The sequence below is a fragment of the Zhihengliuella halotolerans genome (assembly GCF_004217565.1).
GTDB lineage: Bacteria > Actinomycetota > Actinomycetes > Actinomycetales > Micrococcaceae > Zhihengliuella > Zhihengliuella halotolerans.
Genome location: NZ_SHLA01000001.1, coordinates 2,588,636 through 2,613,699, shown reverse-complemented (window position 1 = coordinate 2,613,699; position 25,064 = coordinate 2,588,636). Strand labels below are relative to the sequence as shown.

At 67.9% G+C, this 25,064-nt stretch carries 28 protein-coding genes and 2 tRNA genes; 16 read left to right on the top strand and 14 right to left on the bottom strand.

What is annotated here, in order from left to right; genetic code table 11:
* Positions 1-141 precede the first annotated feature (141 nt).
* Positions 142-1,059 (bottom strand): CPBP family intramembrane glutamic endopeptidase, encoded by a 918-nt coding sequence (locus tag EV380_RS11880; protein ID WP_130451317.1) that lies wholly within the window; start codon positions 1,057-1,059, stop codon positions 142-144.
* Between the two features lie 214 nt (positions 1,060-1,273).
* Between EV380_RS11880 and EV380_RS11875 the strand changes: the two genes are divergently transcribed.
* A complete protein-coding gene (locus EV380_RS11875; RefSeq protein ID WP_130451316.1) occupies positions 1,274-1,561 on the top strand; it encodes a DUF1540 domain-containing protein in 288 nt (95 codons plus the stop codon).
* 9 nt (positions 1,562-1,570) lie between these two features.
* Here the strand turns inward: EV380_RS11875 and EV380_RS11870 are convergent, their stop codons facing one another.
* The 3 genes from EV380_RS11870 to EV380_RS11860 are packed head-to-tail and all read right to left on the bottom strand — an operon-like array spanning position 1,571 to position 4,444.
* Entirely contained in the window at positions 1,571-2,320 is a 750-nt protein-coding gene (locus tag EV380_RS11870; RefSeq protein WP_130451315.1) for a cupin domain-containing protein, read from the bottom strand.
* A complete protein-coding gene (locus tag EV380_RS11865; protein WP_130451314.1) occupies positions 2,317-3,252 on the bottom strand; it encodes a DUF6807 domain-containing protein in 936 nt (311 codons plus the stop codon). Before EV380_RS11865 ends, EV380_RS11870 begins: the two co-directional genes overlap by 4 nt.
* Positions 3,245-4,444, bottom strand: a complete 1,200-nt coding sequence (locus EV380_RS11860; RefSeq protein WP_130451313.1) for a Gfo/Idh/MocA family protein — start codon at positions 4,442-4,444, stop codon at positions 3,245-3,247. Before EV380_RS11860 ends, EV380_RS11865 begins: the two co-directional genes overlap by 8 nt.
* 258 nt (positions 4,445-4,702) lie before the next feature.
* On the opposite strand from EV380_RS11860, the gene EV380_RS11855 reads away from it, so the two are divergent.
* The 3 genes from EV380_RS11855 (at position 4,703) to EV380_RS11840 (ending at position 8,006) form a co-directional block, all read left to right on the top strand.
* A complete protein-coding gene (locus EV380_RS11855; RefSeq protein ID WP_242607602.1) occupies positions 4,703-5,749 on the top strand; it encodes a LacI family DNA-binding transcriptional regulator in 1,047 nt (348 codons plus the stop codon).
* Positions 5,750-6,153: 404 nt separating this feature from the next.
* Entirely contained in the window at positions 6,154-7,422 is a 1,269-nt protein-coding gene (locus EV380_RS11845) for an ABC transporter substrate-binding protein (RefSeq protein ID WP_130451312.1), read from the top strand.
* Between the two features lie 83 nt (positions 7,423-7,505).
* Positions 7,506-8,006, top strand: a complete 501-nt coding sequence (locus EV380_RS11840) for a DUF456 domain-containing protein (RefSeq protein ID WP_130451311.1) — start codon at positions 7,506-7,508, stop codon at positions 8,004-8,006.
* A 55-nt stretch (positions 8,007-8,061) separates the two neighbouring features.
* Here EV380_RS11840 and EV380_RS11835 read toward each other — a convergent pair whose 3' ends face one another.
* A complete protein-coding gene (locus EV380_RS11835) occupies positions 8,062-9,834 on the bottom strand; it encodes a 2-isopropylmalate synthase (protein ID WP_130451310.1) in 1,773 nt (590 codons plus the stop codon).
* Positions 9,835-10,022: 188 nt separating this feature from the next.
* Here EV380_RS11835 and EV380_RS11830 point away from each other — a divergent pair, with 188 nt between their 5' ends.
* Positions 10,023-10,691 carry a FadR/GntR family transcriptional regulator gene (locus tag EV380_RS11830; RefSeq protein WP_130451309.1) on the top strand — a complete coding sequence of 223 codons (669 nt, stop codon included), beginning with the start codon at positions 10,023-10,025 and terminating at the stop codon, positions 10,689-10,691.
* Positions 10,692-10,743: 52 nt separating this feature from the next.
* Entirely contained in the window at positions 10,744-11,223 is a 480-nt protein-coding gene (locus tag EV380_RS11825) for a hypothetical protein (protein ID WP_130451308.1), read from the top strand.
* Here the strand turns inward: EV380_RS11825 and EV380_RS11820 are convergent.
* Positions 11,186-11,656 (bottom strand): Lrp/AsnC family transcriptional regulator, encoded by a 471-nt coding sequence (locus EV380_RS11820; protein ID WP_102159601.1) that lies wholly within the window; start codon positions 11,654-11,656, stop codon positions 11,186-11,188. The genes EV380_RS11825 and EV380_RS11820 overlap by 38 nt on opposite strands.
* Positions 11,657-11,805: 149 nt before the next feature.
* Between EV380_RS11820 and EV380_RS11815 the strand changes: the two genes are divergently transcribed.
* Together EV380_RS11815 and EV380_RS11810 are read left to right on the top strand one after the other, a co-directional pair.
* A complete protein-coding gene (locus EV380_RS11815; RefSeq protein WP_242607601.1) occupies positions 11,806-12,042 on the top strand; it encodes a helix-turn-helix domain-containing protein in 237 nt (78 codons plus the stop codon).
* A gap of 75 nt (positions 12,043-12,117) precedes the next feature.
* Positions 12,118-12,190, top strand: a tRNA-Ala gene (locus EV380_RS11810).
* A gap of 119 nt (positions 12,191-12,309) precedes the next feature.
* Here EV380_RS11810 and EV380_RS11805 read toward each other — a convergent pair.
* Complete coding sequence (locus EV380_RS11805; protein ID WP_130451307.1) at positions 12,310-13,143, bottom strand: alpha/beta fold hydrolase; 834 nt, start codon at positions 13,141-13,143, stop codon at positions 12,310-12,312.
* Between the two features lie 106 nt (positions 13,144-13,249).
* Between EV380_RS11805 and EV380_RS11800 the strand changes: the two genes are divergently transcribed.
* From EV380_RS11800 to EV380_RS11780, 5 genes are read left to right on the top strand one after another with little or no spacing between them, the layout of a single operon-like run.
* Positions 13,250-14,296, top strand: coding sequence for an arsenic resistance protein (locus EV380_RS11800; protein WP_130452219.1), 1,047 nt, complete (start codon positions 13,250-13,252; stop codon positions 14,294-14,296).
* Positions 14,293-14,670 (top strand): DMT family transporter, encoded by a 378-nt coding sequence (locus EV380_RS11795; protein WP_130451306.1) that lies wholly within the window; start codon positions 14,293-14,295, stop codon positions 14,668-14,670. The genes EV380_RS11800 and EV380_RS11795 overlap by 4 nt, the downstream gene beginning before the upstream one ends.
* Positions 14,671-14,684: 14 nt before the next feature.
* A complete protein-coding gene (locus EV380_RS11790) occupies positions 14,685-15,008 on the top strand; it encodes a DMT family transporter (RefSeq protein ID WP_130452218.1) in 324 nt (107 codons plus the stop codon).
* 53 nt (positions 15,009-15,061) lie between these two features.
* Positions 15,062-15,535, top strand: a complete 474-nt coding sequence (locus EV380_RS11785) for an NUDIX hydrolase (protein ID WP_130451305.1) — start codon at positions 15,062-15,064, stop codon at positions 15,533-15,535.
* A 38-nt stretch (positions 15,536-15,573) separates the two neighbouring features.
* Positions 15,574-16,368, top strand: coding sequence for a hypothetical protein (locus EV380_RS11780; RefSeq protein ID WP_130451304.1), 795 nt, complete (start codon positions 15,574-15,576; stop codon positions 16,366-16,368).
* 37 nt (positions 16,369-16,405) lie between these two features.
* Here EV380_RS11780 and EV380_RS11775 read toward each other — a convergent pair whose 3' ends face one another.
* Positions 16,406-17,023, bottom strand: coding sequence for a DNA-3-methyladenine glycosylase I (locus tag EV380_RS11775; protein WP_130451303.1), 618 nt, complete (start codon positions 17,021-17,023; stop codon positions 16,406-16,408).
* Positions 17,024-17,165: 142 nt separating this feature from the next.
* Positions 17,166-18,119, bottom strand: coding sequence for a GlxA family transcriptional regulator (locus EV380_RS11770; protein ID WP_130451302.1), 954 nt, complete (start codon positions 18,117-18,119; stop codon positions 17,166-17,168).
* A 46-nt stretch (positions 18,120-18,165) separates the two neighbouring features.
* Here EV380_RS11770 and EV380_RS11765 point away from each other — a divergent pair, with 46 nt between their 5' ends.
* Together EV380_RS11765 and EV380_RS11760 are read left to right on the top strand one after the other, a co-directional pair.
* On the top strand, positions 18,166-18,795 hold the full coding sequence (locus EV380_RS11765; protein ID WP_242607736.1) for a cysteine hydrolase family protein: 630 nt from the start codon (positions 18,166-18,168) through the stop codon (positions 18,793-18,795).
* A gap of 156 nt (positions 18,796-18,951) precedes the next feature.
* Positions 18,952-20,169 (top strand): MFS transporter, encoded by a 1,218-nt coding sequence (locus EV380_RS11760; protein WP_102159610.1) that lies wholly within the window; start codon positions 18,952-18,954, stop codon positions 20,167-20,169.
* 4 nt (positions 20,170-20,173) lie between these two features.
* On the opposite strand, the gene EV380_RS11755 is transcribed toward EV380_RS11760, so the two are convergent.
* Both EV380_RS11755 and EV380_RS11750 read right to left on the bottom strand, forming a co-directional pair.
* A complete protein-coding gene (locus EV380_RS11755) occupies positions 20,174-20,599 on the bottom strand; it encodes a VOC family protein (protein ID WP_130451301.1) in 426 nt (141 codons plus the stop codon).
* A 49-nt stretch (positions 20,600-20,648) separates the two neighbouring features.
* Positions 20,649-21,899, bottom strand: a complete 1,251-nt coding sequence (locus EV380_RS11750; protein WP_130451300.1) for an AI-2E family transporter — start codon at positions 21,897-21,899, stop codon at positions 20,649-20,651.
* A 178-nt stretch (positions 21,900-22,077) separates the two neighbouring features.
* Here EV380_RS11750 and EV380_RS11745 point away from each other — a divergent pair.
* Positions 22,078-22,153 (top strand) — tRNA-Ala (locus EV380_RS11745).
* A gap of 50 nt (positions 22,154-22,203) precedes the next feature.
* Here EV380_RS11745 and EV380_RS11740 read toward each other — a convergent pair.
* Genes EV380_RS11740 through EV380_RS11730 form a run of 3 tightly spaced genes read right to left on the bottom strand, consistent with a single transcriptional unit; the run spans position 22,204 to position 24,985 of the window.
* Entirely contained in the window at positions 22,204-23,853 is a 1,650-nt protein-coding gene (locus EV380_RS11740) for a PH domain-containing protein (RefSeq protein ID WP_130451299.1), read from the bottom strand.
* The gene (locus EV380_RS11735) at positions 23,850-24,362 is read right to left on the bottom strand and encodes a PH domain-containing protein (protein WP_130451298.1); all 513 of its coding nucleotides are present in this window, start codon (positions 24,360-24,362) and stop codon (positions 23,850-23,852) included. Before EV380_RS11735 ends, EV380_RS11740 begins: the two co-directional genes overlap by 4 nt.
* Entirely contained in the window at positions 24,359-24,985 is a 627-nt protein-coding gene (locus tag EV380_RS11730) for a TetR/AcrR family transcriptional regulator (RefSeq protein WP_130451297.1), read from the bottom strand. The genes EV380_RS11735 and EV380_RS11730 overlap by 4 nt, the downstream gene beginning before the upstream one ends.
* Between the last annotated feature and the right edge of the window lie 79 nt (positions 24,986-25,064).

The window sequence follows — 25,064 nt, the reverse complement described above, 5'->3', positions numbered from 1 at the left end:
CGATTTTTGGTATGGGCTGTGGATATTTTTGGAAGGTGTATTCGATTTGTGGATAGGGAGTGCGCGGCCCTGAGGCAGGGAGCCCGCGAGCTCGACTACACGGGTGTTGGCCACCTTCATCCTCTAGCCTTCAACGCGCGACTACGAGGGAAGCACTGCGTTCTCGGGAGGGCTAACGGGCTCAGTACGGGCCCTGCGGCGCTCCATCCACTCGACCACCGCGACGTAGACAAGGGTCGTGACGATGGAAACCGCGGCGGCGGCCGGGGCGACCTCCGTCGCATCGAGGTCGGCACCGGTGGCGATCCCGAATCCGAACGCCGCGGCATTGTTGATGACGTGCATCGCGATCGCGGCTTCCAACCCGCCGGTGCGGACCGTCAGATAACCGGCGGCGATGGCGAAGACGGCGATGTCAGTCAGCCCGACGGCGTCGTACGCATGGCCGATGACGAACAGCGGAACCGGCAGGAGCACAGCCCAGGCGGGGTGGCGCAGCCAGCTGCCGATCGCGGTCATGAAGAGGCCGCGGAAGACGACCTCTTCGGCCGTGGCCTGGAAGGCGACGAGTCCGAGGGCGATCGCCAACATGAGCAGGGCGCGCTCGTCGAGGGACCACGTCGGTATGCCGTTGACGGCCACGTCGATGACGATGCTCGCCCCGATGACCGCGATAGCCGCGACGAAGTAGCGACCCAGTCGGCCCCAGCGCATCTTCCCGGCGACGGAGAACAGGCTGGCTGAGATCCGGCGGGGCGTACCGCGGCCGTAGATCATCCGGATCGCGGCCGACGCCGGTGGCCACATGAGGATGACGGATACGAGCGCGAACGCGATCCCCGCAGGGGTGTTGAAGCTGATCAGTGATTCGAGCGCATTCGTGTCCGTGAAGAAGGCAGCGCCGTTCTCGGAGGAGAGCGCGACGGCGAACATCACCAGGAGCAGCACGACTATCAGGCCGAAGTAGATGCCACCGGCGATGAGCAGCACCAGCAGGGGTTTATACCAGCGGTGGCGGTCGGAGTCGCGCAGGATGCGGTGGTAAGCGATCTCATTCATGCTCACAGTTTCTCAGGCGTGGCGTGCCGGGCGCGTCAGCCGCCGGCATGAACTTCGTCCCGCCGCGTGCAACCTCCGGATGACAAGGGGCGCACGCGGCGGGCGAAATACGCGCGAAAATCAGCACTAAAAGATCCGCAGATCCGGGCGTACGGTGGTGACAAGCGGCCCGCAGCGGGACAAGCCCCCGGGTCAGAGACGTGAGGAGACCGCCATGCACGCCACTCCGCCAGTCGCCGACTGCACGGTTGAGAACTGTTCCTTCAACGACCACTCCCACTGCAACGCCGCCGGCATCACGATCGGCGGAAGCCAGGACCACGCGAGCTGCGCGACGTTCGTCGACATCGGCCAGTCCGGTGGGCTGCCGAAGGTGATCGCCGAAGTCGGTGCGTGCCAGCGCGCCGAGTGCGCCTTCAACGACCACCTCCAGTGCACCGCCGCCGAAGTCCACGTCGGTCCGGGCATCGACAACGCGGACTGCCTGACCTATAAGGTCTGAGGCGCCCGGTTAGCCTGTCCAGGTCGCGAGCCGCCCGCACATGCCCCACAGGCGCGGGCCTGGCCGCGGGTTGCCGGCGACGACGGCGCCGGCGGCCAGGTGCGTGCCGTCGCCGGCGGCGAGCCCGTCCATCTGCGCGCGTGTTCGCCTGACCTGTTCCTCGACGTTGGCGGCGAAGATCTCCCGCCACGCGTCGATCTTGGGTTGCACCAGCGCGGTCGCCCGCGCGTGCAGCGTCCCCAGGGCGGCCGGGCCCTCCCGCACGACGGCGTCGCGCAGCTGGGCGTAGCCCTCCATCGCCAGGTCGCGGCGTGTGCGGGCGGCTGCAGCCCGTGCTTCCTCCTCGCCCGGCAGCGTGACCGCCCGCCGGTAGGCCTCCTGATCCGCGAGGACCTCGTCCGGGAAGGTCATGACCGCGTCGCCGGCCTCCGGCAGGCCCGCGTTGGCCATGATTACGTTGAGTTCCAGACCGCCGTGGTTGACGAGCCGGTGGACGGTGCCTGGGGTGAACCAGAGCAGGGAGCCGGGTTCGAGCGGGTCGACCCGGGCCCCGTCGGAGCTCAGCGTGTGCACCTCGCCGCTGCCGCCCGTGACGACGTACGCCTCGGTCGAGAGCGTGTGCAGGTGGGGAGTCCCACCGGCGCAGCCGTCCTCGGCCTCCCAGTCGTACACACGCAGCTGGGAGACGGACGTGCCACCGGGGAATTCGGGCAGCGAACGGCTGGCCGACGCGGGTCCGGGGTGCTCGGCGCCGCTCACAGCGCGAACTCCGCTCCGAGGGTCTTCAGCTCTTCGTCTTCGCACACGCGGGAGACGAAGACGTAGCGATGGCTGAGCGTCAGCTCGCCGCCGTGGGGCAGATGGATCTCCTCGTAGAACGCGGGCGACGGGCTGATCACTGCGAAGACGCCCGAGCGCACGAACCAGCGGATCTCCGGGATCTCGAGGGACTCTCCGTCGACCGCCGCCGTCGACGAGCCGGCGAACGTCAGGATGGTGCCGCCGCCGTCGAGCCCGTCGTGTTCGCTCTGCATCGCGATCCAGTCGGCCGTCGTCCCCATGACCGTCTCATCGCCCTCGAGCCCCTCCGAAGAGACGACGCGGGCGCCGGTCCAGGAGCGCGGGCCGCGCCAGAACCACCCGGTGTAGCCGGCTTGCTCGCGGCCGGCCGTCGTCGGGCTGCCCATCGGCAGGGTCTCGCCGGAGACGTTGGTGAGCGTCGTGGTCAGATCGACCGACCACAGCCCGCGCTCGGTGTCGAGGGAGTGCAGCCGGTGGACCCGGTGCTCGTCGTACCAGTGCTCTCCGCGGGAGTTGATCCACGTGAGCGTCTCGTCGAAGACGACCTCGGATCCGCCCATCGGGGGAGCGGCGAACCCCTGGTGCTCCATGCGGCCCAGGTTGTCCCGCATCTGGTAGCCGCCTTCGGTCGAGAAGGTAGGACCGCCCCAGAAGTTCTGGTCCTTCACGTGCGACCACGTGAATTGCAGCCCCGTGTGCCAGCGGTGGTCCCACGGGCGGCGCACCGCGGCGTCGCCGCCGTCGAGGAAGCGCAGCGGGAAGAGGTACGGCTTCGGGGCCTCTTCGGCCTTCGTGTCGGGATGGACGACGTAGGTCAGCAGGTCGACGCCGCCGCCGGTCACGGTGACGGAGTCGTGGCGGTCGTTGACGGTGTACTCGGCGTTAGCCACGGGCGGCCTCCAAGGTGTCGGTGCGGGACGGTGCGGCGGGCTGCTGCCCGCGGCGCATGCGCTGGTAGGTATATGCCGGGTCGTGCATGCCCAGGTAGTAGGGTCCCGAGCGCTTCAGGTCGGCCCGGCGGACCGTCCTGCCGGTCTCGGCGGACTCGTACAGGGCGGCGATGAACTCGAGGCTCTTCCGCCCGTCGTCGCCGCTGGCGCGTGGCCGTTCGCCGCGCTCCATCGAGTCGAGCAGGGCGCTGATCTGGTTGACGTGCGAGCTCGCGCCGCCGTCGTCGTCCGCGAAGAACGACGACGCCTTGCGCGCGCCGTCGTCGTCCTGCGCGCCGCCGGCGGCCAGGTGCGGGCTCGGTGTGAAGCGCCAGTCGGTGCTGGCGTAGCCGTAGAGGTGCTCGACCTCGACGGTGGCGTCGGTGAAGTCGAAGCGCAGGTAGCTGGTCTCTCGGGGGGAGAGGACCGAGTTCACGATGCTGGCGACGGCGCCGGAGGCGAAGCGGACCATGGCCAGTGAGACGTCTTCGGTCTCGAGGTCGCGGTCCAGGGTGTCGGCGATGGCGGTGACCTCGGTCCAGTCCCCGAGGATGTCGAGCAGCAGATCCATCTGGTGGATCCCGTGGCCCATGGCCGGGCCGCCGCCCTCGGTCTCCCATTTCCCGCGCCACGGGACGTCGTAGTAGTCGTGGCCGCGGTACCAGAGTGTGTTGCAGACCGCGACGTGCGGGTCGCCTAGGCTGCCGTCGTCGACGGCGGCGCGGACGCGATTCGCGGCGGGGCCGAACCGGTGCTGGAAGACGTAAGCGGCGTAGGGGCCCTGCTCGCCCTCGAGGGCCGCGACCTCGTCGTACTCGGCGAGGGAGAGCATGGGGGGCTTCTCGCACCAGACCCACGCGCCGGCGCGCAGTCCGGACATGACGGCGTCCCGGTGGGCGCCCGGTGGCGTGCAGACCACGATCAGATCCGGCTCGGCGCCGGCGAGCAGCGCGTCGACGCTCGTGTAGTGCTGCGCGATGGAGTGCTCGGCGGCCGCGGCTGCGGCCCGGTCGGCGTCGACGTCGGCGATGGCGACGATTTCTGCGCGGTGCGCCTGGGTGCGGAGGGCCGGAATGTGGGCGCCGGTGGCGATGCCTCCGGCGCCGATAATTCCGACGCGGACGCGTGGGGCGTCTGGCTGGGTGCCTGACATGGGGGAGGTCTCCTTGGAAGTTCACGGTTCGGCCGGAGCACGAGTCGCGGCCGGTGGTCTCTCGTTTAGTGATCGATCACTTTTTAGGTGCGAAAAAGGGCGCTTTCTTTCGCGGCGGCAGAATGTGATCGATCACTAAACGTGATGTAATGAACGGTATAGGCGGAGGGAATCTCTGTCAACGGGTCGGTGGGCCGAAGTTCTCCACCACTCGGCGCGGCTCCGGGGCCGAACCGAGGCGAGCGGGAGGAGGAGTCGATGGCGGAGGCGATGCCGCGCACGCGGGTCGGGAAGCGTCCCACCGTGCGCCAGGTGGCGGAGCGGGCGGGCGTCTCGCATCAGACGGTCTCGCGCTTCCTGCGGGGTGATCCGGGCATGAAGCCCGCGACGATTGAACGGCTCCGCGAAGCCGTCGATGCGCTCGGTTACCGGGTCGACCAGACCGCCCGCTCCCTCCGCACGGGCCGCTCCGGCGTGCTGACGGCGATGTTGCCGAGTCCGGTCACGGCGTTTCCGACGCCGGTGCTCGCGGCCGCGGCCGAGGTCGCGCACGATCACGGCTACTTCATGGAGGTCGCCGTCGTCGCCGGAGGCTCCCGCGAACGTGCCGAACGGGCCGCGGAACTGCTCGAATCCGGCCGCAGCGAGGGAGTCCTGTTTCTCGGCGACCTGCCCGACGGTGGCGTGCCCAGCAGTCGCGACCGCGGCGCGTTCGTGCTCTTCGGCGACTTCGACGATCAGCTGCGCGGCGTCGGCCAGCTGGCGGACGCCAGCCCCGTGGCCGAGGCGATCGCCCACCTGGCCGGGCTCGGGCACCGCCGTTTCCTGCATCTCGCGGGCCCGCAGCAGTGGGCCTCGGCGCGCGCCCGCCGCGCCGTGTTCCTCGAGACCATCGAGCGGCTGGGGCCGGACTATCCCGGCCTGACCAGCGCCGGCGTCGTGCCGGGTACGTGGAGCGCGGACTCCGGGTACGACGGCGTCGCGCAGCTTCCCGCGGACGTGGACTTCACTGCGGTCATCGCCGCCAACGACCTCGTCGCCATGGGCGCCGTCCGGGCGCTGGGTGAGCGCGGACTCTCCGTCCCCGGAGACGTCAGCATCGTCGGCTGGGACGACCAGGAGATGGGGCGCTACTCCACGCCTTCGCTCTCCACGGTGGTTGTCGATCGGGAGGCCCAGGGGCGGGTGGCGATGCAACGGCTCGTCGCCCTCGTGCGCGGCGAGAAGGCGGCCGATTCGGGTGCTCAGATCAACCGGCTCGTCTGGCGCGAAAGCGCTGGGGCCGCGCCCGCCCGGGGCCGGTAGCCCGCCCTATCTGGCCGCGCGGGTGACGAGCGAACGGATCGTTTCGGCGGTCTCGTCGGTGACCTCCGTGATCGCCCACGATGTCGGCCACATGCCGCCCGGTTCGCCGAGGGCGGCGACACCGAATCCGAACGTCGAGTAGCGCTCCTGGTCGTCGTGGCTGCTGCGGAAGAAGCAGGGCGCCGCGCCGTCCCGGTATCAGGCCGGCTGGCCGTACCCGAGCTTCGGAGTTAGATCCGGTGCCGCCTCCGTGACCATGTCGTGGATCCGCTCGGCCATCGCCCGGTCCGCGGGGGTGCTTCGTCGATGCTGTGCGGCCGGATCGCTTGACGTGTGATGCGAGTCACGTCTACAGTCGGGAATGCGCTTTCTTTCCGGCGGTCCAATCTCATCGAGGAGCCGTCATGAAACACACCTTCCCACTCCGCGCTGCCGCGGTGCTCGCCGCGGCGGGCCTTGCCCTGACGGCCTGTTCCGGCGGCGGTGATGCGCCCGACGACGGCGAGGTCACTCTGACCTTCGCCTGGTGGGGCTCCGACACGCGCCATCAGAAGACCCAGGAGATGATCGACATCTTCGAGGAGCAGAACCCCGGCATCACCATCGACACCGAATACGGGGACTGGGGCGGCTACTGGGACAAGTTGGCCACCCAGACCGCCGCCGGCAAGGCGCCGGACGTCATGCAGATGGACCTGCTCTACATCCGCGAGTACGCAGAGAATGGCGTGCTGCTGGACCTGAGAGACGTCGACATGTCGGACATGCCCGAGGACCTGCGCGTCGCCGGGGCCACGGACGACGGCGTCTGGGGTGTCCCGCACGGGCTCACCGCGCTGTCGGTGCTGGCGAACAAGACGATGTTCGAGGAAGCCGGAGTCGAGCTGCCCGACGACTCGACGTGGACCTGGGAGGATTTCGAAGCGAAGTCGCTCGAGTTCCAGGAGAAGTCCGACGCCTACGGTCTGACGAGCCTGCCGGCGACGATGACGCTCGAGCTCTTCCTGCGCCAGAACGGCAAGGAGTTCCTGACGCCCGACGGCCAACTCGGCTGGGAGCCGGCCGACGCCGAGGGGTATTTCGAGATGTACAAGGGGCTTGCCGATTCCGGCGCGCTCCCGTCCGCCTCCGTGATCGCCGAAGATCAACTCCCGTCCCTGGACCAGACGCTGACCGCGACCAACAAAGTGGCGATGGCCCCGTGGTGGAGCACGCAGATGACCGCCGTTCAGGCGGCCTCCGGAGACGAGTTCGAGATCCTGCGGCCGCCGTCCGTCGCCGGCGACGCCGCCGAGGGTCAGCTCTGGTACAAGACTTCGATGTTCTTCTCCGCGTCCTCCCGCACGGAGCACCCGGAGGAGGCCAAGAAGTTCATTGACTTCCTCGTGAACTCGACCGAAGCAGCCGAGATCGGCGCCACTGAGCGCGGCATGCTGGCCAATCAGACGGCACTCGAGCACATCCGCGACGACCTGACGCCGGAGGAGAAGCAGGTCGCCGACTACATCACCGAGGTCGAAGCGGATCTCGGGGCCCCGATCCCGATCCCGCCGCAGGGAGTCTCCGACTACCAGAATCTGCACTTCCGCTACGACCTCGAGGTCCTGTTCGGGCGGTTGAGCCCGGCCGAGGCTGCCGAGAGGATGCACGCCGAGATGGCGGCGACCCTGTAGGTCGCCGCACCGCAGCCACAGCACGACGACGGTGCGCGCCGAACGCTCGGCGCGCACCGTCGTCGTGATGGGACACTGATGCCATGGACATCACGATCATCGCGACCATCGTCGCCGGGCTCCTGCTTCTCGTCGCCACACTGGGAACCGTCTACCCGATCCTGCCGGGCAGCTGGCTCGCCCTGGGGACGCTGCTCGCGTGGGCCTGGATCCTCGGTTCGACCGCCTCGTGGACGATGGGTGCCATCGCGATGGTGTTCGTCGCCGTCGGCTGGTCCGCCTCAGCCGTGCTGACCGGACGGAACCTCAAGCAGCAGCAGATCCCGCACGGGTCGATTCTTGTGGCGCTGGTCGCCGCGGTGGTGGGAATGTTCGTGATCCCCGTGGTCGGCTTGTTCGTCGGCTTCGGCGCGGGCCTGCTGGGTGCGGAGATGCTCCGGCGCAAGGACTTCAAGGCCGCGCTGAGGTCCTCGGCGTCGGCACTGAAGGCCACCGGGATCGGCATCCTCATCGAGTTCGGGTGCGCCGCGCTGGCGACGTCGCTCTGGGTCATCGGGGTCATCTGGCACTTCGTCGCCAACTAGGGGGCACGCCCCTGCCCGGACAGGCTCCGGGAGCGAGGGCCCAATAGATCGTTGCTCACCGGGTGCGAGCTCCTGTCTCGACCGTTGCTGCGTTCATCACGGCGATGAGGGACGCGGTGAGCACGGACCGGTTCTTCCCGGCAACCCATCCGGTGCGTTGACGGTGGCGGTACTCGATCAGCGTGATCGCCTCGCTGTCGCTCCCGGTACCGGTGCTCGTCTGGTGGAGGCTCAGGATGTCGATCGCAAAACCGATGTGTGAGAGGGCTGCGGTGAGTGCTTCGACAGGACCGATGCCGTCGTGTGTGGTGGCTTTCTCGCTTCCGTTCGCGCGGATGGTGATCGTCGTGCTCTGACCGGTCGTGGTGCAGTCGACGAGGTCGACGGGGGCCTGAGCCGGTGCGGCGAGGTATGCGCCGTGGAAGATGTCCCAGAGCTGGTCGGCGGTGACTTCACTACCGGTTTCGTCCGTGTGCTGCTGGATGTGGCGGGCGAAATCGATCTGGAGGCGGCGGGGCAGTTCGATTCCGTACTTGGCCTTCAACAGATAGGCGATGCCGGCCTTTCCGGATTGGGAGTTGACGCGGATGACGGCGTCGTAGCTGCGCCCGATGTCGGCGGGGTCGATCGGCAGGTACGGCACCTTCCACTCGACCTCCCGTGCGGATGGGGCTTCTGCGATGGCACGGAGGCGGTGCTCGGCGAAGCCTTTCTTGATCGCATCCTGATGCGTGCCGGAGAAAGCAGTGTGCACGAGGTCTCCGACGTAGGGGTGGCGCGGGTGGATCTCGATGCGGTTGCAGTGCTCGACGGTGCGGCGGATCTCGTCGATGTCGGAGAAGTCGATCATCGGGTCGACGCCCTGCGAGTGCAGGTTCAGCGCAAGGGTGGCGAGATCGACGTTCCCGGTTCGTTCTCCATTGCCGAAAATGCAGCCCTCAACGCGCTGCGCGCCGGCGAGAACAGCGAGCTCGGCGCAGGCGACGCCGGTCCCGCGATCGTTGTGCGGATGCACCGAGAGGATCACGGCCTCGCGGCGGGCAAGGTGCTTGTGCATGTACTCGATCTGATCGGCATACACGTTCGGCGTCGCGATCTCGACGGTGGCCGGCAGGTTGAGGATGACCGGCCGTTCTGGGGTCGCCTCCCACAACTCGGTCATGGCGTCGCAGACCTCGAGCGCGTAGTCGGGCTCGGTGAGGTTGAATACTTCCGGACTGAACTCGAACCGCACATTCGGCAGGTGTCCGGCGAATTCGAGCACGTCGCGGCCCCCGCCCAGGATGAGTTCCTTCAATCCGTCTCGGTCCTGCCCGAGGACGACATCGCGCCAAGTCGGCGCGGTGGCGGTGTACATGTGGATCACTACGTGGTTGCGGATGCCGCGGACGGACTCCACGGTGCGCTGGATCAACTCGCGCCGCGCCGGGGTGAACACCACGATCGTCACGTCCTCGGGTGCGATTTCGGTCTCGGCGATCAGACGGACGAAGTCGTAGTCGGTCTGCGAGGCAGACGGGTAGCCGACCTCGATCTCCTTGTAACCCATCGCGACCATCAGCTCGAAGAAGCGCCGCTTCCGCGCAGGATCCATCGGCTCGGCCAGAGCCTGGTTCCCGTCACGCAGATCAACCGGCACCCACAGCGGCGCATGGGCCAACTGGTTGCTCGGCCAATCGCGGACGGTGAGCGGCACCGGGACCCGCGAGTATGCATCCCGGTAGCGATGTGAGGGCATCTGCGAGTGCCGTTGCCGGTCCCATCCGGGCGCAGTAGCCGGGATCGGTCCTGCAGGTGTCGAAAGGGTCGGGAAGGTGCTGCTGGTCATGGTCTGGTTCCTGTCCGGGTCGTTCACATCGAATCGACCGGCGCATCGATCGGCTCCACGTCGGGGAGCCGGTCTGGCCATGCCCCGCCGTGGCAGCGAAGGAGAGAGAACCAAGAGATGAACACGCGGTCAATCTACCACAACTTCTCAGACAAGTAGAGGAGTTGAATCGATGGGAGAATGCCCTTATGACGATTGTGCGCCGCGAATCCCTTGCCGAGCAGGCCGCCGAGCTCCTTCTCTCGCGTATCCGGGACGGGGAATGGGAGATCGGCGGGAAGCTGCCTGGTGAGACGACTCTCGCCCCGCAGCTCGGCGTCGGCAGGTCCACGGCCCGAGAAGCGATCCGCATTCTCGCGGGCCGTGGCGTCCTCACCACTCGCCAAGGGGCTGGCGTGTTCGTCACTGCTACTGATACCCCTGCGAGCTGGGAGGCCGTCCTTGCGCGTGCTGACGTCGTTGCGGTCATCGAGGCGCGGACGGCGATCGAAGTCGAAGCCGCCGCGCTTGCTGCCCGACGCCGCACGGCGGTCGAACTCAACGACCTCCGAAGAGCGCTGGACGATCGCGAGCAGCACCGGTCGGACATCGGCGAGTACGTTGAGACCGACATGGCGTTTCACCGCTGCATCATCGTCGCAGCGCACAGCCCGGTCCTCCTCGAGCTGTTCGACGGCTTCGAATCCCGCAGCCGTCAGGCCATGAGCGACATGCTTCGCCTTCGCGGCCATCACGGAGATCAAGCGGACCACGACACTCACGAGCTCATCTATGAGGCGATCGCCTCGCGCGACGCAGAAGCGGCCGCCGCCCTCACTCGCGCGCACCTCAACATGCTCAAAGAACTGCTCAGGTGAGGTTGGCGACGAACGCTGGAGAGCCGCGCCTTCGCGCCCCTACGCTGGCAGCATGAACACCTCTGCCCGCTTCCGCACCGCACTGGAGGGCGCCCGCACGTGGCTGCCCCGGACGAGCCCGCAGGGCGCGCCGCTGGGGGAGGACATCCTGCTGGCCCGCCACGGGGACGCGGTGACGCGGTTCCGACAGGACCGCCGGCTGGGCGTGACCGTCGCCGTGCTGCGCGGCGGCGGGCGGGATTCGGCACCCAACCGCCTCGACGCCGTCGTACCGTCCGTGCTGCCGCCGGCTGAGCGGGCGGCCGCTGCCGTGGGGGGACTTCCGCGCCGGGCGGACCGGGGAGCAACGCGCCGAGGCCCGCTATCTCGCGAAGATCGCTGTGCTCTGGACGGTCCTGACGATCGCCGCGTGCTCGGCGATGGCGTGGTGGGCGGCTTCCAACGTGGACCCCGAGGTTCTGCGGTCTGTCATGCTGCCGGGCGGCGGGTACTGATTACTCCGTCAGCAGGCCCGTGGTCCGGTAGGGGATGAGCTGGCGCAGGAAGAGCGTCGTCGACGTGCGCGTGATGCCCGGGCAGAGGCGGATCTTCTCGCTGACCCGGTAGAGGTGGTCGGTGTCCTTGGCGGTGACGCGGAGGCGGAGGTCGGTGTCGCCCGCGGGGGCCAGGCACTCGAGGACTTCGGGGATGTCCTGCAGGGCCGCGACGGCGTCGAGGAGCCGAGACTGCTCGACCTGCGCGTCCACCGAGGCGGCGACGGTGTAGCCGAGGGCGGTGGGCGTGACGCGGATGCTGTTGGCCTGCAGCACGCCGGCCGCGGTGAGCTTCTCGAGGCGCGACTGGACGGTGCCGCGGGCCAGGCCGAGCTGCTGGGCGAGCATCATGATGGGGACACGCGGATCGTCGTCGAGCGCAATCAGGATGCGCTTGTCCGTCGCGTCGAGTTGATGGCTCGCTGAAGTCATGACCGTCCTTGGGCTGGGGTGGTTCCCACGCTAGATCGTGGGGGTGCGATACGCCGAATGTGTTGCGTATGCGCGACGTTGCAGGCGAGTTTTCCACAATCCGGCCGAACCGCTGGATGATGCCGTTTGGGGGCGGTAAATTCTTATTCATGAGATTCATGCGGCTTGACGATGTTGCGGACGAGTTGGACGTCAAACTCTCCCTGGTGCGGAACCTGGTGAAGACCGGCGAGCTTCCGGCCATCCAGGTCGGCGGCCGGGGCATGTGGCGCGTCGAGCGCGAGGACTTCGAGAAGTACATCGACCGCCAGCGGGAGGCTGCGAGGGCGGCGGCGGAGCAGTACCGCGCCGAGCACGTGGCCGAAGAGAAGCAGGATTCGGCGTAGGCCGCGAGGGCGCCGATTTGTGGCGGAGGCCGCTCCGGCGCTAATCTAGCGTGCACTGGCTCGTTCTCGGGCCGCGGGGCTTTAGCTCAGTTGGTAGAGCGTTTCGTTCGCAATGAAAAGGTCAGGGGTTCGATTCCCCTAAGCTCCACAATGGTGATGAGTCGGGACATCAGTCCCGAGACAAGTCACTGGAAACCCCCGGGCCATCGGCCCGGGGGGTTTTCTTGTGTCTCCAGTCGATGCGAGGCTGTCGCTGGGCCTCAACCGCTATGCGGGCTGGGCCCTGTTGAGCGCTGGCTGCCGATGGTGTTGTTGGAGGAATTCGACGATGACACTGGCAGCCGCTTCGGGTTCTTGCTCGGCCGGGTAATGACCGGATTGTTCCAGGACGGCTTCGAGGACGTCGGTTGCTACCGGGCGGAGGCCCTCCGCGACCGCGGGGCCCATGGCGTAACGCCCGCCGATCGCGAGCACCGGCGTCTGGATCGGGTTCTTCTGAATTCGTTCGACGTCGGCGATGTCGGCCGCTCGGGTGCGGTAGTAGCCGAGCCCAGCCTCGAGGACACCGGCTGCCGCGTAGGCCTCGACATAGGACTGCACCGCATCCGGATCTAGGCCCGCGGGCCCGGCGCTCTGCTGGAGGAAGGGGCCGTAGTACGAAGCCTCGCGCCCCGGTACGAGTTCCTCGGCGACACCGACCACGCGATTGAAGGGGCCGTGCCACGAAGGGTAGTGCTGATCGCCGGGTGCCGGAATGTCTACGGTGATGCCGGGAAGAACTTCTTCCTCGATGACGAGCGCCGTCACTGCCGACGGCATCATGGCGGCCAGGAGAGCCGCGACGGTTCCTCCCCAATCGTGGCCCATGACGGCGAAACGTTCGATTCCGCGGTCAGCGAGCTCCTCGCGCAACCAGTCCGCGAGCTCACTCTTCCGGAAGCTGTGCGCGCTCCCGCGCGGGATGCCGAGACCGGGCAGCGTGATGGGCACAGGCGTGAATCCAGCACGGTGCAGCGGCGGCAACAGGTTCCTCCAGTGCGCCTCGGTGACGGGCCATCCGTGCAGGAGGACGATCGGCTGGCCGCTCAAAGAATGACTCATGGCTCCAGTATCCCCGCTGATCCCGCCGCTGACCGGGGAGCGCGCCCGTGGCGGCTAGACTCGCCGCGTGAATCCCGCCAGCACTCATGCCCGCCTCGTCGCCGCCATGGAGCGGCACCAGGTCGGGCTCTACCTGGCCGCGATCGGGCTCGGCGCGCTCGCCGGCCTCGGCCTCCCCGCGCTCGCCGGCCTCGGCCTCCCCGCGCTCGCCGGCCTCGGCCTCCCCGCGCTCGCCGGGCCTGCGGCCGTGCTCATCAATCCCGCGCTCGGCGTGCTGCTGTACGCGACGTTCCTGTCCATCCCGGTCGCCCACCTCGCCCGCGCCGCGCGCGACTGGCGCTTCCTGATCGCGATCCTCGCCCTGAACTTCGCGCTCGTTCCGCCGCTGGTCTTCGGTCTCTCGCGGTTCGTTGCCGACGACGCCGCCCTGACGCTCGGCGTCCTCTTCGTCCTGCTCACCCCGTGCGTCGACTACGTCATCGTGTTCACCGGGCTCGCCGGCGGCGCGAAGGACCGGCTGCTCGCCGCGGCGCCCATCCTGCTGCTCGCCCAGCTGGTCGCCCTGCCGGGCCTGCTGTGGCTCATGGCCGGGCACGACGTCGTCGCCCGCCTCGATCTCGCGCCCTTCGTCGACGCTCTGCTCTACCTGATCCTGCTGCCACTGGCCGCCGCGATGCTCACGCAGCTACTCGCCGAGCGCGGCGGGCCCCGGGTCCGGCGCGCCGCCGGGCGGAGCGCGAGAACGATGCTCGCGGTCATGGTCCCGCTCATGATGCTCACGCTCGCCGTGGTGGTCGCCTCGCAGATCCACGGTGTGAGCCTCGAGCTGGCCCGGCTCGCCCGGCTGATCCCGCTCTATGCAGGGTTCGGGGTGCTCATGTTCGCGGCCGGCTTGCTGCTCGGCCGCGCGCCCGGCTGGATCGGCCGGCCCGGCTTCGACGTCGCCGCCCGCCGGGCGATCGTCTTCACGGGCGTGACCCGGAACTCGCTCGTCGTGCTGCCGCTGGTGCTCGCGCTGCCGGCCGCGTACGACCTCGCTCCGCTCGCCGTCGTGACCCAGACGCTGGTCGAGCTGGTCCTCATGGTGATCCTCGTGCGGTGGGTGCCGCGGCTGATTCCGGCACCCAACGGTTCCTCTAGGCTGGGGCCGTGAAGAAGTGGATCCTGCTGGCCGTCGCGGTCGTCGCCGAGGTGACGGCGACGCTCTGTCTCAAGGGTGCGCTCGAACAGCCCTTGCTCTACGGGGTCGTGGCCGCCGGGTACATCGCGGCCTTCGCCCTCCTCGGCCGCGTGCTGCGCGCGGGCATGCCCCTCGGGGTGGCCTACGGCTTGTGGAGCGCCGCCGGCGTGGTGCTCACGGCGCTCGCCGCCGCCGTCGTCTTCTCCGAACCCATCACGCTGCTCATGGCGTGCGGCTTCGTGCTGGTGATCGGCGGGGTGCTCCTCGTCGAGCTCGGCCATCAGCGGGCGATGCCGCGCACCCGGACGCACCCGCCCGGTGACGGTGCCCACGAGGTGACGCCGTGACCGGCCCGACGGCGCTGGCTTGGGTGTTCCTCGCGTTCGCGGTGGTCCTCGAGGTCGGCGGGACCCTGAGCCTGCGCGCGGCGACGCACGCCAGCCGCTGGTGGTACCTGAGCGTCGGCCTCTTCTACGCTGGCGCCTTCGTGCTGCTCACCCTCGCACTCGCGCATTCGATGCCGCTGGGTATCGCCTACGGAGTGTGGGCGGCGACGGGTGTGGCGCTGACGGCCGTGCTCAGCCGGCTGATCTTCAAGGAGCCGCTGACGCTCATGATGACGATCGGGATCGTCATGATCTGCGGGGGAGTCCTGCTCATCGAGCAGGGCGCCGCGCACGGGTGAGCACCGACTGCGCGCTCAGTGGCAGCCGCCGGGTCGGCCGGTAGGGTGAGGGAATGCCTGTACCGGACTTCATTCTGCGCTTGCGCGAGCGGATCGGCACCGACCCGCTCTGGCTCCCTGGAGTCACGGCCGTCGTCCTGCGGGGCGACGGCCGTGACGAGGTGCTGCTCGTGCGCCGCTCCGACAACGGCGCGTGGACACCGGTGACCGGGATCGTGGATCCGGGCGAGCATCCCGCGCGCACAGCCGTGCGGGAAGCGGCCGAAGAGACCGGCGTCGAGATCGAGGTCGAGGCCCTCGCGTGGGTGAGCGTCACCGACCCGGTGGTCCACGTCAACGGGGACCGCGCCCAGTACCTCGACCACACGTTCCGCTGCCGGTATATCTCCGGCGAGCCGTACCCGGCCGACGACGAGTCGACCGCGGCGGGCTGGTTCCGGCTCGACGATCTGCCGCCGATGCGCGAGATCTACCTCGAGCGCATCCGCACGGCGGTCGAGCATGACGGCAGCACGCGTCTGGAGTAGCCTTCCGCGCTGAGATCATCCGGCTTAGTATTTCTGTCATGGGTGGGAAACTCGCGCGTCTAATCACTGTCATCGCAGTCCTCGGTCTCGCGTCCGGCTGCGGCTCGGGCGACGATGAGCCGGATTCGTCTCCTGCGCCGGGAGGTGCGACGTCCTCGGCGTCGGCCGGCGTCGTGTCCCCGCCCGGGGAGGACGAAGAGGCTGACGTCTCCGTGCCGGAATGCGGTGGCATCCTGCTCGAAGAGGGCGGATCCACGTCCGGCGAGGAACTGGGAGGATGCATCAGCGCCGCTATGGTCGCCGCCGGCAGCGGAGTGCACCGCGTCGAGACAAGCGACGGCGAGAGTCAGACCGTGAGCTTCCGCTGGAACCCCGACTTCGAGATGTCGGCCGAGGGCGGGCAGGCGGTTGTCATCAAGGGTGACGACGGGTGGATCCGGGATGCGGAGACCGGTGCGTGGATCAAGGGCGATGCGGAGTCGAGCGACCCGCAGGCCCTGATGGCCGGCACCATTGTCGAGCTCGTCCGCGTCGCGTCGCACCCAGAGATGATCGCGGCGACCATCGCCGCGGCCGACACCTGGACGATCGTCGAGGAGGGTGAGGTCCCCGTCGACGACGCAGTGGCCGAACGAGGTTGGCTCTTCGAACCGGCAGGTCCGATGGAGGTCCTGGGGGTAGAGCTGACCGACTACAAGATCTGGCTGACGCCCGACTACCTGGGCGTTTACGCCGAGGCGACGGGCACGACCATGGGGCAGACCGTGACGACGCGGGACACGTTCCTCGAATGGGGCGAACCGGTGGAGATCCCCGACCCCGAAGCGGAGTAGCAGAGCGCCGGCCCCGATCCCCCGGCCGGGGCGGGGGTCAGTCCGCCCAGACGCCGCTGCTTCCGCGCCGGTGGCTGCCGACGACGTGCGTGTCGACGATCCCGATCGCCTCCATGAGCGCGAACATCGTCGTCGGCCCCACGAAGGCGAAGCCCTTCTTCTTCAGCGCCTTGGCGAGCGCTTTCGACTCGGGGGACGTCGACGGTACCTCCGCCGCGGTGCGCGGTACCGGTGTTTCCTCCGGCTGAAACGACCACACGAACGCGGCGAGGTCCTCCGGCCCCTCCCGGAGCTCGAGCGTCGCCCGGGCGTTCCGGATCGCGGCGTCGATCTTGGCCCGATTCCTGATGATGCCGGCGTCGCCTAGCAGGCGCGCCACGTCGGCCTCGCCGAAGGCCGCGACGCGTTCCGGGTCGAAGCCCGCGAACGCCGTCCGGAAGGCCGGCCGCTTGCGCAGGATCGTGGCCCAGGAGAGCCCCGACTGGAAGGCCTCCAGGCTCAGCCGCTCGAAGACGCCCTGCTCGTCGCGTACGGGCAGGCCCCATTCGGTGTCGTAGTACTCGCGCAACAAGTCGTCGTGCGCCGCCCAGGCGGGTCGGGAGAGCCCGTCCTCGCCGACGACGAGCCCGTTGCCGATATCTTCCGTGACCGCCATGGGATCTCCTCGCCGAGTGTCGTTGCTGATGTGCACCTCTCATCATGCCAAGCCGCACTCCGTGCATCTGGACGCGCTCGCCGGCTGTGGACGTTCGCGGAGGATCCAGCGCTTGTGGACGGCGGGTGCCGGGGAAATGTCCTCACCCCGTGGGTGTCGACGTCATGTTGGTTCGATACACGCTGGGTGCGAGTCCGAACTGCGCGGCGAACTGCTGCCGAAAATGATCGGCCGTGCTGTAGCCAACGCGATGAGCGATGGTCTCGACGGTCAGGGATGTTGTCTCCAACGCGGCCCGCGCCTCCTGAAGGCGCAATTCGGTGACCCACTTGGCGGGTGTCCGGCCCATGACCTCCTTGAAGCGCCGGTGGAACGTCCTGTCGGACATGTGTGAGGCGGCGGCGAGATCATGAACAGTCCAGGTCCTGTCCAGTTCTTCCTGGACGGTATCCGCGAGTTCGGCGAAAGGGTGCGTGGGGGCGGAGCGCTCGCGCGGAGCGAATTGCGCCTGGCTCCCCTGCCGACGAGGTGGCGTGACCATTGAGCGCGCGATGATCTGCGTCGTCGACGAACCGGCGATCGATTCGATTGCGGCCAACAGGGCATCGACACCGGCCGTGACGCCGGCGGATGTCCAGACGTTGCCGTCGCGGACGTAGAGCGCGTTGGTCACGGGCTTGATGCCGGGCGCGCTGTGGGCCAGTTGGCCCATGAACCTCCAGTGCGTCGTGGCGCGACGGCTGTGGAGAAGCCCGGCCGCGGCGAGCACGAACGCGCCTGTGCAGAGCCCGATGACCGCGGTCCCGGCCTGCGCTGCCTGGCTCCGCACCCACTCGAGATCCTCTCCGGCAATCTGTCCGAGTCGTTCCTCGGAACCGGGCACCACCACCATGTCGGGGCTGTGTCCGGCGTGACTCGCGGTTCGCGCGACGGTAATGCCCTCGGCCGTTCTCACGAGGGGCTTGCTCGCGACGACGACCGGGCTGAATTCGACGCCTGTCATCTCGGGTCGGGTGCTGAACACCTCCTGCGCGACGGCGAAATCGTAGATCCGCATACCGTCGTAGGCCAGGATCGCTGTCCGGATCGTCCGCATGGCAGGATTCTACTGGTACATGGCATTCATGCCACTGTTGGTCGACGTGACCGCGAGATGTACTGAGGACATGACTGATGAACTCGATCTGAAGAACGCAGCACTAGTCCTCGTGGACGTCCAGCAGGGGTTCCGCGATCCCTGGTGGGGGCGCCCGTCAGGCCTCGGCACCGCCTACGCGAATATCACCCGTCTCGGCCGGGCGTGGAACGACAGGGGCCTCCCCGTGGTCAAAGTGCGCCACGACAGCCGCAACCCCGAATCGCCGCTGTACTCGGGTGGACCTGGAAACCGGTTCGAAGCGGCGATCGATGCGCTGTCAGGAGATGTCCTGGTGACCAAAACGGTCAACTCGGCATTCCTCGGAACGCCGGACCTGGCAACCTGGCTCCGAGAACGGGGGATCTCCGCGATCGTCGTCGCAGGCGTGCAGACGAACGCCTGCGTCGAGACGACGGCGCGCATGGGCGGAAATCTCGGCTTTTCGGTCACGGTTCCACTTGACGCGACCGCGACGTTCGATCTGGAAGGCCCCGTGCTGACTGGGAATTCGCCACTCAAATTGAGTGCCGAAGAGTTGATGCGCGCAACGGCCGTTAGCCTGCATGGCGCGGGGTTCGCGCGTGTGACCGAGACGGCCGCGGTTCTGTCGAGCCTCGACACCGCCGCCCCGTAGGTCTTCGGCGCAGTTGCGTCCGCGGAGTGGAAGGCTCTGGGAGACCTTCGTCATTCTTCGCCGCAACTGCGCCGAGGCTCCGGTGGGATGGGAGACAATGGGGGCGACGCCGTCGTCGTACGCCCGATTGTCTCCCCACTTCCCCCGGAAGGCCTGATGACCACCACCGCCTCGACGGCTCCGGCCGTCTCCACGCTCCTCGAAGGACGCAAGCTGCTGCTCGCAGTGCTCGCGCTCGCCATGGGCGGGTTCGGCATCGGCACCACCGAATTCACGATCATGGGCCTGCTCCAGGAGGGTGCGGCCGATCTCGGCGTGCGCAACCAGGACATGGGCCTGCTGATCTCCGCCTACGCGATCGGCGTCGTTGTCGGCGCTCCCGTGCTCACCGCGCTGGGCGCGCGCGTCGCGAAGCGGACCATGGTGCTCTGGCTCATGGTGTTCTTCACCCTCGCGAACGCCTCCTCGTTCATCGCGCCGACCTACGAGGTCATGGTCTTCACACGGTTCCTCTCCGGGCTGCCGCACGGTGCGTACTTCGGGCTGGCGGCGATCCTCGCCGCGACGCTCGTGCCGCCGACGAAGCGCGGCCGGGCCATCGCCTGGATCATGCTCGGGCTCGCCGTGGCGAACGTGATCGGCGTCCCGCTGTTCACGTGGCTCGGGCAGGAGCTCGGCTGGCGCTCGATGTTCCTCGCCGTCGCCGTGATCGGCGCCCTGACCTTCGTCTCCATCCGCACGTTCGTCCCCTTTAACCCCGCACACGCGGAGGCGAGCATCCGCCGCGAACTCACGGCGCTCAAGAGCGGCGCCGTGTGGCTGGCGCTGTTCACCGGCATCGTCGGGTTCGGCGGCTTCTTCGCGGTTTACGCGTACATCAGCCCGATCCTGACGGACGTCACCGGCCTGCCGATCAAGGTCGTCCCACTCGTCCTGGGGCTCTACGGCCTGGGCATGGTGGTGGGCAACCTCGTCGGCGGGCGTCTCGCCGACTGGTCGGTCTTCGGCAGTCTCTACGTCTCGATGGCGTCGCTGACGATCGTCATGGTGATCTTCGGATTCGTCTCGCCGATCCCGTGGCTGGCGCTGATCTTCGTGTTCGTCATGGGCGGCGTAGGGTCGCTGCTCGCGCCGGGTCTGCAGTCGTTGCTCATGGATTCCGCGCCGAAGGCCCAGTCGCTCGCGGCGTCCTTGAACCATTCGGCTCTGAACATCGCGAACGCCCTGGGTGCGGCCCTCGGCGCGGCGGTCATCAACGCCGGCCTGGGCTACCAGGCGCCGGCGTACGTGGGTGCAATGCTCGGCTTCGGCGGCCTCGTCCTCGCCCTCATTGCGGGCCTGGCGCACCGCCGGAAGCTCGCTCGCGCGGCCTGACCCGTCAGCTCGCGACGGCGCTGACGTTGAACATCCAGTCGACGCCGAAGCGGTCCTTGAGCTGACCGAACTTGTCGCCCCACGGCGCGGTCTCCAGTGGAATGGTCACCGCTGACTCGGCCGAGAGCTTCTCCCACCACTCCTCGAGCTGGGAGGAATCGGACTCGTCGTCGCCGCTGCTGCTCAGCGAGATGGTCCCGTAGCCGTTGCCCTCCATCCCCTCGGGGAGGTCCGAAGCCATGACGTGGATGCCGCGGTCCAGAAACAGTGATCCGTGCATGATCTTGTCGCCCGAATCGCCGGCGGCCTCGCCCATTCCTTCGGCGTAGGTCATCATGCCGAGCTCGCCGCCGAACACGGAGTGGTAGAACTCGAGAGCCTCTTTGGCCTGGCCGGGGAACTGCAGGTAGGGGGTCAGTCCGATCGTCATGGTGGCGCCTTTCGCAGCGTTGAACAGGAGCCGTTGCGGCACCCTGACGCTATTCTTGCGCGCCGGTCGGCTTTGCGGAACCCCTGAGTTCGACGGGGGCTGCGGGGGACGACGACGGTGCCGCGCCCGCGTCGTCGTCCTCCCCGTCCGTCGCGCCGCCGGGCTCGGGGGCGGACGCTGCCGGCGGCAGCATCTCCGCCGGCACCTCGCCTTCGGGATTAGAAGAGATCAGGGCGTTCATCCAGCGGGCCGTGGGATCGGCGTCGATCAGGAACGCCTTGAGCAGGAGGGTCGCCGGCAGGGCCAGCAGGGCGCCGAGCCAGCCCAGGACCCAGTACCAGAACATCAGGGACAGGAACGAAACCATGGGCGTCACGCCCACGGACTGGCCGGTGAACTTGGGCTGGATGATCGACTGGACTGTGAAGTTCAGGACAGAGTAGGTGATGACGACGGCGATGGCCGCCCCGCCGCCGGAGTCCAGCAGGGCCAGCAAGGCGGGCGGGACCAGCCCGATGACGAAGCCGATGTTGGGGATGTAGTTCGTCAGGAACGCGAGCACGCCCCACACCCAGATCAGCGGGACATCGATGATCGCGAGCGCGAACACATCGAGGGCCGCGACGATCAGGCCGAAGGTCGTGGTCACCACCCAGTAGCGGCGCACGCCGTGGGCAAAGTTCGTCAGCGCCCGGTGCGTCGACGGGCGGGCACGCAGGAGCATGTCGAGCCGGCGACCGAAGCCGGCCGAGTCCATCGCGAGGAAGAACACCGCCATCACCACTGTCACGAGCACTGCGAGCACCCCGGTGACGTTGGTGATCAGCGGGGTGAGCAGGCTCAGGATGCTCCCGGCGCCGATGGCCCGGAACTCGTCGAGGATCATGGTCTGGCTGATGCCGAGCTGAGTCAGTCCGGCACTGATCTCGACCCAGAGCTCGTTGAACTCCCGGTTGTACTCCGGCAGCTCGCGTAGCAGTTCCCCGACGGCCCAGCCCGTCGCGCCGAAGAAGACGGTGATCAACACCAGTACGACGACGAGCGTCGCCGCTGCGGCCAGATACCTCGGTACGCCGCGCGCCACCATGAGCCGCTGCAGGGGGTAGGCGACGATCATGAGGTTCAGGCCGAGGAAGATCGGCGCGACGATCTCGCGTGCGCCCTGGACGAAGTACATGAGCAGCGCGATGCCGGTGATGGTCACGGCGACGAGCGCGATGCGCGGCCACACCATGCCCGCTGCTGTGCGTCCGGTCGTCCTGGTGGCCCGGTCGTGCTCGGGCGTGGTTTCCCCCATCATGTGGGCAAGTCTAGTGAGCGATGCTGGCAGATGGATGTGGGGGATCGCCCTGAACTTCGAGTCGGGGTCGGACCGTCCGGGCGGCATGGGCGCCCGGACGGGCCCGATTTTGTTCGCGGTTCGGCGGTCCTGTATAGTTTCTATCCGGTTCACCGCTCCGGCGGGAAACCACCCTTCTGGGGGTATGGCGCAGTTGGTAGCGCGTCTGCATGGCATGCAGAAGGTCAGGGGTTCGAATCCCCTTACCTCCACCAGATGAACGAAAGGCCCGGACTTCGGTCCGGGCCTTTTGCGTGTGTGGGAATCACCGTGCGTGTGTTGAGACGCCAGCGTGCGGGCGTGAGCCGTCAACGCGAGACGGTGCAGGGACGAGGAAGGGGTCGAGTATTCCCGGGGCGACGTCCCGGGCGAACTGGAGGCTCGTCCGCGCGTCGATGTCCGGCGTCGTGTATTCGCAGTAGCCCGCGGCGGTCATCGCAGAGACGCTTTTCAACCCGAGGCGACGCTGGAAGATGGATTCGCGCACGACAATGGTGCTGACGGCTGAGCGCTGCAGCACGGTGGTGGACCGGCTGGCCAGCCCCGAACGCGTGATGAGGTGGGGACCCGCAATGGTGTGGCCGAGCGCGCGATACGCGATGGCGGCCCCGGCGAGCAGCAACGGCCACATCGCCACAGCCGCCCAGACGACGCTCACCGGGAGGATGCCGGTGGCAGCAAGCCATGCGAGGACCGCGGCCGTGCCTGCGGCGATAGCAGTAGCCCACCAGAGGCGACGTCGTAAGGCGGCGACCGGATGCTGGCTGAGTGGAGTCTCGAACGGGTTCTCGGCCGTACCGAGGACGTCGGCGGCGACGTCGCGCGCAACCTCGACCGGCCCGCGCGGCAGGATAGCGGACGGCTGGGCCATCGACCACATGTTGAGGCCTGTGGTGATGACGCTGGTGTCACTGGTGCCCATCCACCGCCACAGCAGGGGTTCGGAGATCTGCAGCCCGCGAATTCGATGCTCTTGGCGATTGACCTCCCTGGACGTCAGGAGCCCGTGCCGGGTTCGCAGCATGGTTCCTTCGCGGCCGCGAACGCGCGCCAGCTCGAACCCCCAGTATTCGGTGAAGTAGACGACCGCCATGAAGAGCGCTCCGACGGCGGTGAGGCTCACCCAGGCGACGGCGGCGATGCCAACCCAGCCGAGCGATTCCCAGTCCAGCAATCCGGCCACGAACCCGGAAACGTCCACGCCGAGGCTGCTGAGAAACCAGTACGTTCCGCCGCCGATGCCGAGAACCACGATGTATGTCCACACGCTGAAGAGGTTGTGGACGACCCAACGTGGTTCGAAACGCGCAAAGACCCGTGACGGCACGCTTTGGCCGGGCCCGACAGCCTGGGTTTCTGCGGCGGACGGGTCGTCGCCGGCGGCAGATTCGTCGTCGTGACTGACCGGAGCGTCAGTTGCGTGCATGAGTCCGCTCTGGAGCGCGCGGGCGTCGTCGACGCTCAGGGAGTCGAGCGCGAACGCGGAGTCGCCCTCGGCAGATTGCTGACCGGCGCCGATGTTCACTACGCGAAGTCCCGAAAGCCGGTGACGCAGCTTGGCCTCGATGTCGACGCTGCGCAGACGGTCGCGCTGAATCGACCGGTGCACGCGCCGGAAGATTCCGGACTTCGCCTCGACATGGGTCGCTGTCACGCGGTAGCTCGTGAAGATCCAGCGCAGTGCATCGGCAACGGCTCCCCAGACGCCGACGGCGGCGAGGCCGATGAGCGGCCAGATCTGGCCGCCGTTCGGATCGACTCCGACTACCCAAATGGCGACAACCGCGGGGAGGAGGGAGAGGAGACTCTGGACGAGGTCGACCCAGATCATGCGCGCGCTGAGGCGCTGCCAGTCCTGACCGGGTGCCGGCTGCGAGTCTACCGGTGACCGCTGCGCGTCGTCGGGGGAGCTCATGTCGCATCCCCCGGTGTGAGCTCGGCGATCCGCGTCAACTGCTCGGCGAGACGGGTGGCGGTTTCCCTGTCCAGCCCGCCGATCTCGATTGCGCCCGCTGACGACGCGGTGGTGACCCGCAGAGTCGAGAGGCCCAGGAGCTGCTCGAGGGGACCTTGGATGGCATCCACGGTCTGCACACGGGTCAACGGTGCGGCGCGCCATTCGCGCACGAGCCAGCCGGTGCGTGCGTACACGGCCTCGTCAGTGGTCTCCCACCGGTGAACCCGGTATCTCCAGAACGGCTCGATCAGGAGCCCGACGGCGAGCAGTGCTGCTGCGGCGACCAACGGGAGCACCAGCCATGTTCGGGCGGCTTCCCACCACAGGTACGCGACGATCGTCGCTGCCAGGATCGCCCCGGAGAACACCAGCGACTGCAGCATCCACCAGCCGATGGCGCGCCGTTCCACGCGATGTTCGGGCGGGCGGAGGGCGAGGGGCGGATCATCCACAGGTATCGGTTTCATGACGGCTCCTTGCGTATCGCGTGTTCGATGAAGTCCAACAGGACACTGGATTGGGACATGAGGTCCAGGCTCGGGCTGGTGGCCCAGGAACTCAGGACTCCGTCGGCGCTGCGCAAGATGATGTTGGCGACGCTGCGCGGGTCGAACTGGCGAAGCTCACCCGCGAGCTGACCGCGCCGGAGGATTTCCGCGACGCCGTCGATTTCCTCGGCGATCTCCTCGGCGTAGGCAAGTGTTCCGTCGCCACCGCGGTGATTGGTCATGATCTCGGCCATGGCGAGGAATTCGACGCGGTGGGTGCTGAAGTACTCCAGCTGCGATCCGACCCACACCTTCACCTGCCCGATGGCGGTTTCCTCAGCCAGGATCCTCGGCTCCATGTACTGCCAGCAGCGATCGAAGAATTGAGTGGCGACCAAGCGCAGGATCTCGTCCTTGCTGCCGAAGTGGTAGGTGATCACACCTTTGCTGATGCCGGCCTTTTCGGCGATTCGCGCGAGCGACGTCTTGGCGTAGCCCAGCTCAGCCACGGCCTCGGCCGCCGCATCGGCGATCTGGAGGCGACGGGCTTGCTCGATGAACGAGCGTTCCCTTTGGACGGCCGGACTGTTATCGTGACGCATGGTCTGATTTTAGTCCGATCGGACTAAAATTACCAAGGGTCTGAAGGTCGACGTGATGCGGAAGCTCCGCCCCATGGCG

Coding starts and splice junctions, on each gene's coding strand:
- EV380_RS11875 (WP_130451316.1), top strand. CDS start 1,274: ATGCACGCCACTCCGCCAGTCGCCGACTGCACGGTTGAGAACTGTTCC.
- EV380_RS11845 (WP_130451312.1), top strand. CDS start 6,154: ATGAAACACACCTTCCCACTCCGCGCTGCCGCGGTGCTCGCCGCGGCG.
- EV380_RS11825 (WP_130451308.1), top strand. CDS start 10,744: ATGAACACCTCTGCCCGCTTCCGCACCGCACTGGAGGGCGCCCGCACG.
- EV380_RS11785 (WP_130451305.1), top strand. CDS start 15,062: ATGCCTGTACCGGACTTCATTCTGCGCTTGCGCGAGCGGATCGGCACC.
- EV380_RS11755 (WP_130451301.1), bottom strand. CDS start 20,599: ATGACGATCGGACTGACCCCCTACCTGCAGTTCCCCGGCCAGGCCAAA.
- EV380_RS11830 (WP_130451309.1), top strand. CDS start 10,023: ATGACGATTGTGCGCCGCGAATCCCTTGCCGAGCAGGCCGCCGAGCTC.
- EV380_RS11855 (WP_242607602.1), top strand. CDS start 4,703: ATGGCGGAGGCGATGCCGCGCACGCGGGTCGGGAAGCGTCCCACCGTG.
- EV380_RS11840 (WP_130451311.1), top strand. CDS start 7,506: ATGGACATCACGATCATCGCGACCATCGTCGCCGGGCTCCTGCTTCTC.
- EV380_RS11770 (WP_130451302.1), bottom strand. CDS start 18,119: ATGCGGACGATCCGGACAGCGATCCTGGCCTACGACGGTATGCGGATC.
- EV380_RS11780 (WP_130451304.1), top strand. CDS start 15,574: ATGGGTGGGAAACTCGCGCGTCTAATCACTGTCATCGCAGTCCTCGGT.
- EV380_RS11860 (WP_130451313.1), bottom strand. CDS start 4,444: ATGTCAGGCACCCAGCCAGACGCCCCACGCGTCCGCGTCGGAATTATC.
- EV380_RS11730 (WP_130451297.1), bottom strand. CDS start 24,985: ATGCGTCACGATAACAGTCCGGCCGTCCAAAGGGAACGCTCGTTCATC.
- EV380_RS11740 (WP_130451299.1), bottom strand. CDS start 23,853: ATGAGCTCCCCCGACGACGCGCAGCGGTCACCGGTAGACTCGCAGCCG.
- EV380_RS11805 (WP_130451307.1), bottom strand. CDS start 13,143: ATGAGTCATTCTTTGAGCGGCCAGCCGATCGTCCTCCTGCACGGATGG.
- EV380_RS11820 (WP_102159601.1), bottom strand. CDS start 11,656: ATGACTTCAGCGAGCCATCAACTCGACGCGACGGACAAGCGCATCCTG.
- EV380_RS11760 (WP_102159610.1), top strand. CDS start 18,952: ATGACCACCACCGCCTCGACGGCTCCGGCCGTCTCCACGCTCCTCGAA.
- EV380_RS11735 (WP_130451298.1), bottom strand. CDS start 24,362: ATGAAACCGATACCTGTGGATGATCCGCCCCTCGCCCTCCGCCCGCCC.
- EV380_RS11775 (WP_130451303.1), bottom strand. CDS start 17,023: ATGGCGGTCACGGAAGATATCGGCAACGGGCTCGTCGTCGGCGAGGAC.
- EV380_RS11800 (WP_130452219.1), top strand. CDS start 13,250: ATGGAGCGGCACCAGGTCGGGCTCTACCTGGCCGCGATCGGGCTCGGC.
- EV380_RS11880 (WP_130451317.1), bottom strand. CDS start 1,059: ATGAATGAGATCGCTTACCACCGCATCCTGCGCGACTCCGACCGCCAC.
- EV380_RS11835 (WP_130451310.1), bottom strand. CDS start 9,834: ATGACCAGCAGCACCTTCCCGACCCTTTCGACACCTGCAGGACCGATC.
- EV380_RS11750 (WP_130451300.1), bottom strand. CDS start 21,899: ATGATGGGGGAAACCACGCCCGAGCACGACCGGGCCACCAGGACGACC.
- EV380_RS11815 (WP_242607601.1), top strand. CDS start 11,806: ATGAGATTCATGCGGCTTGACGATGTTGCGGACGAGTTGGACGTCAAA.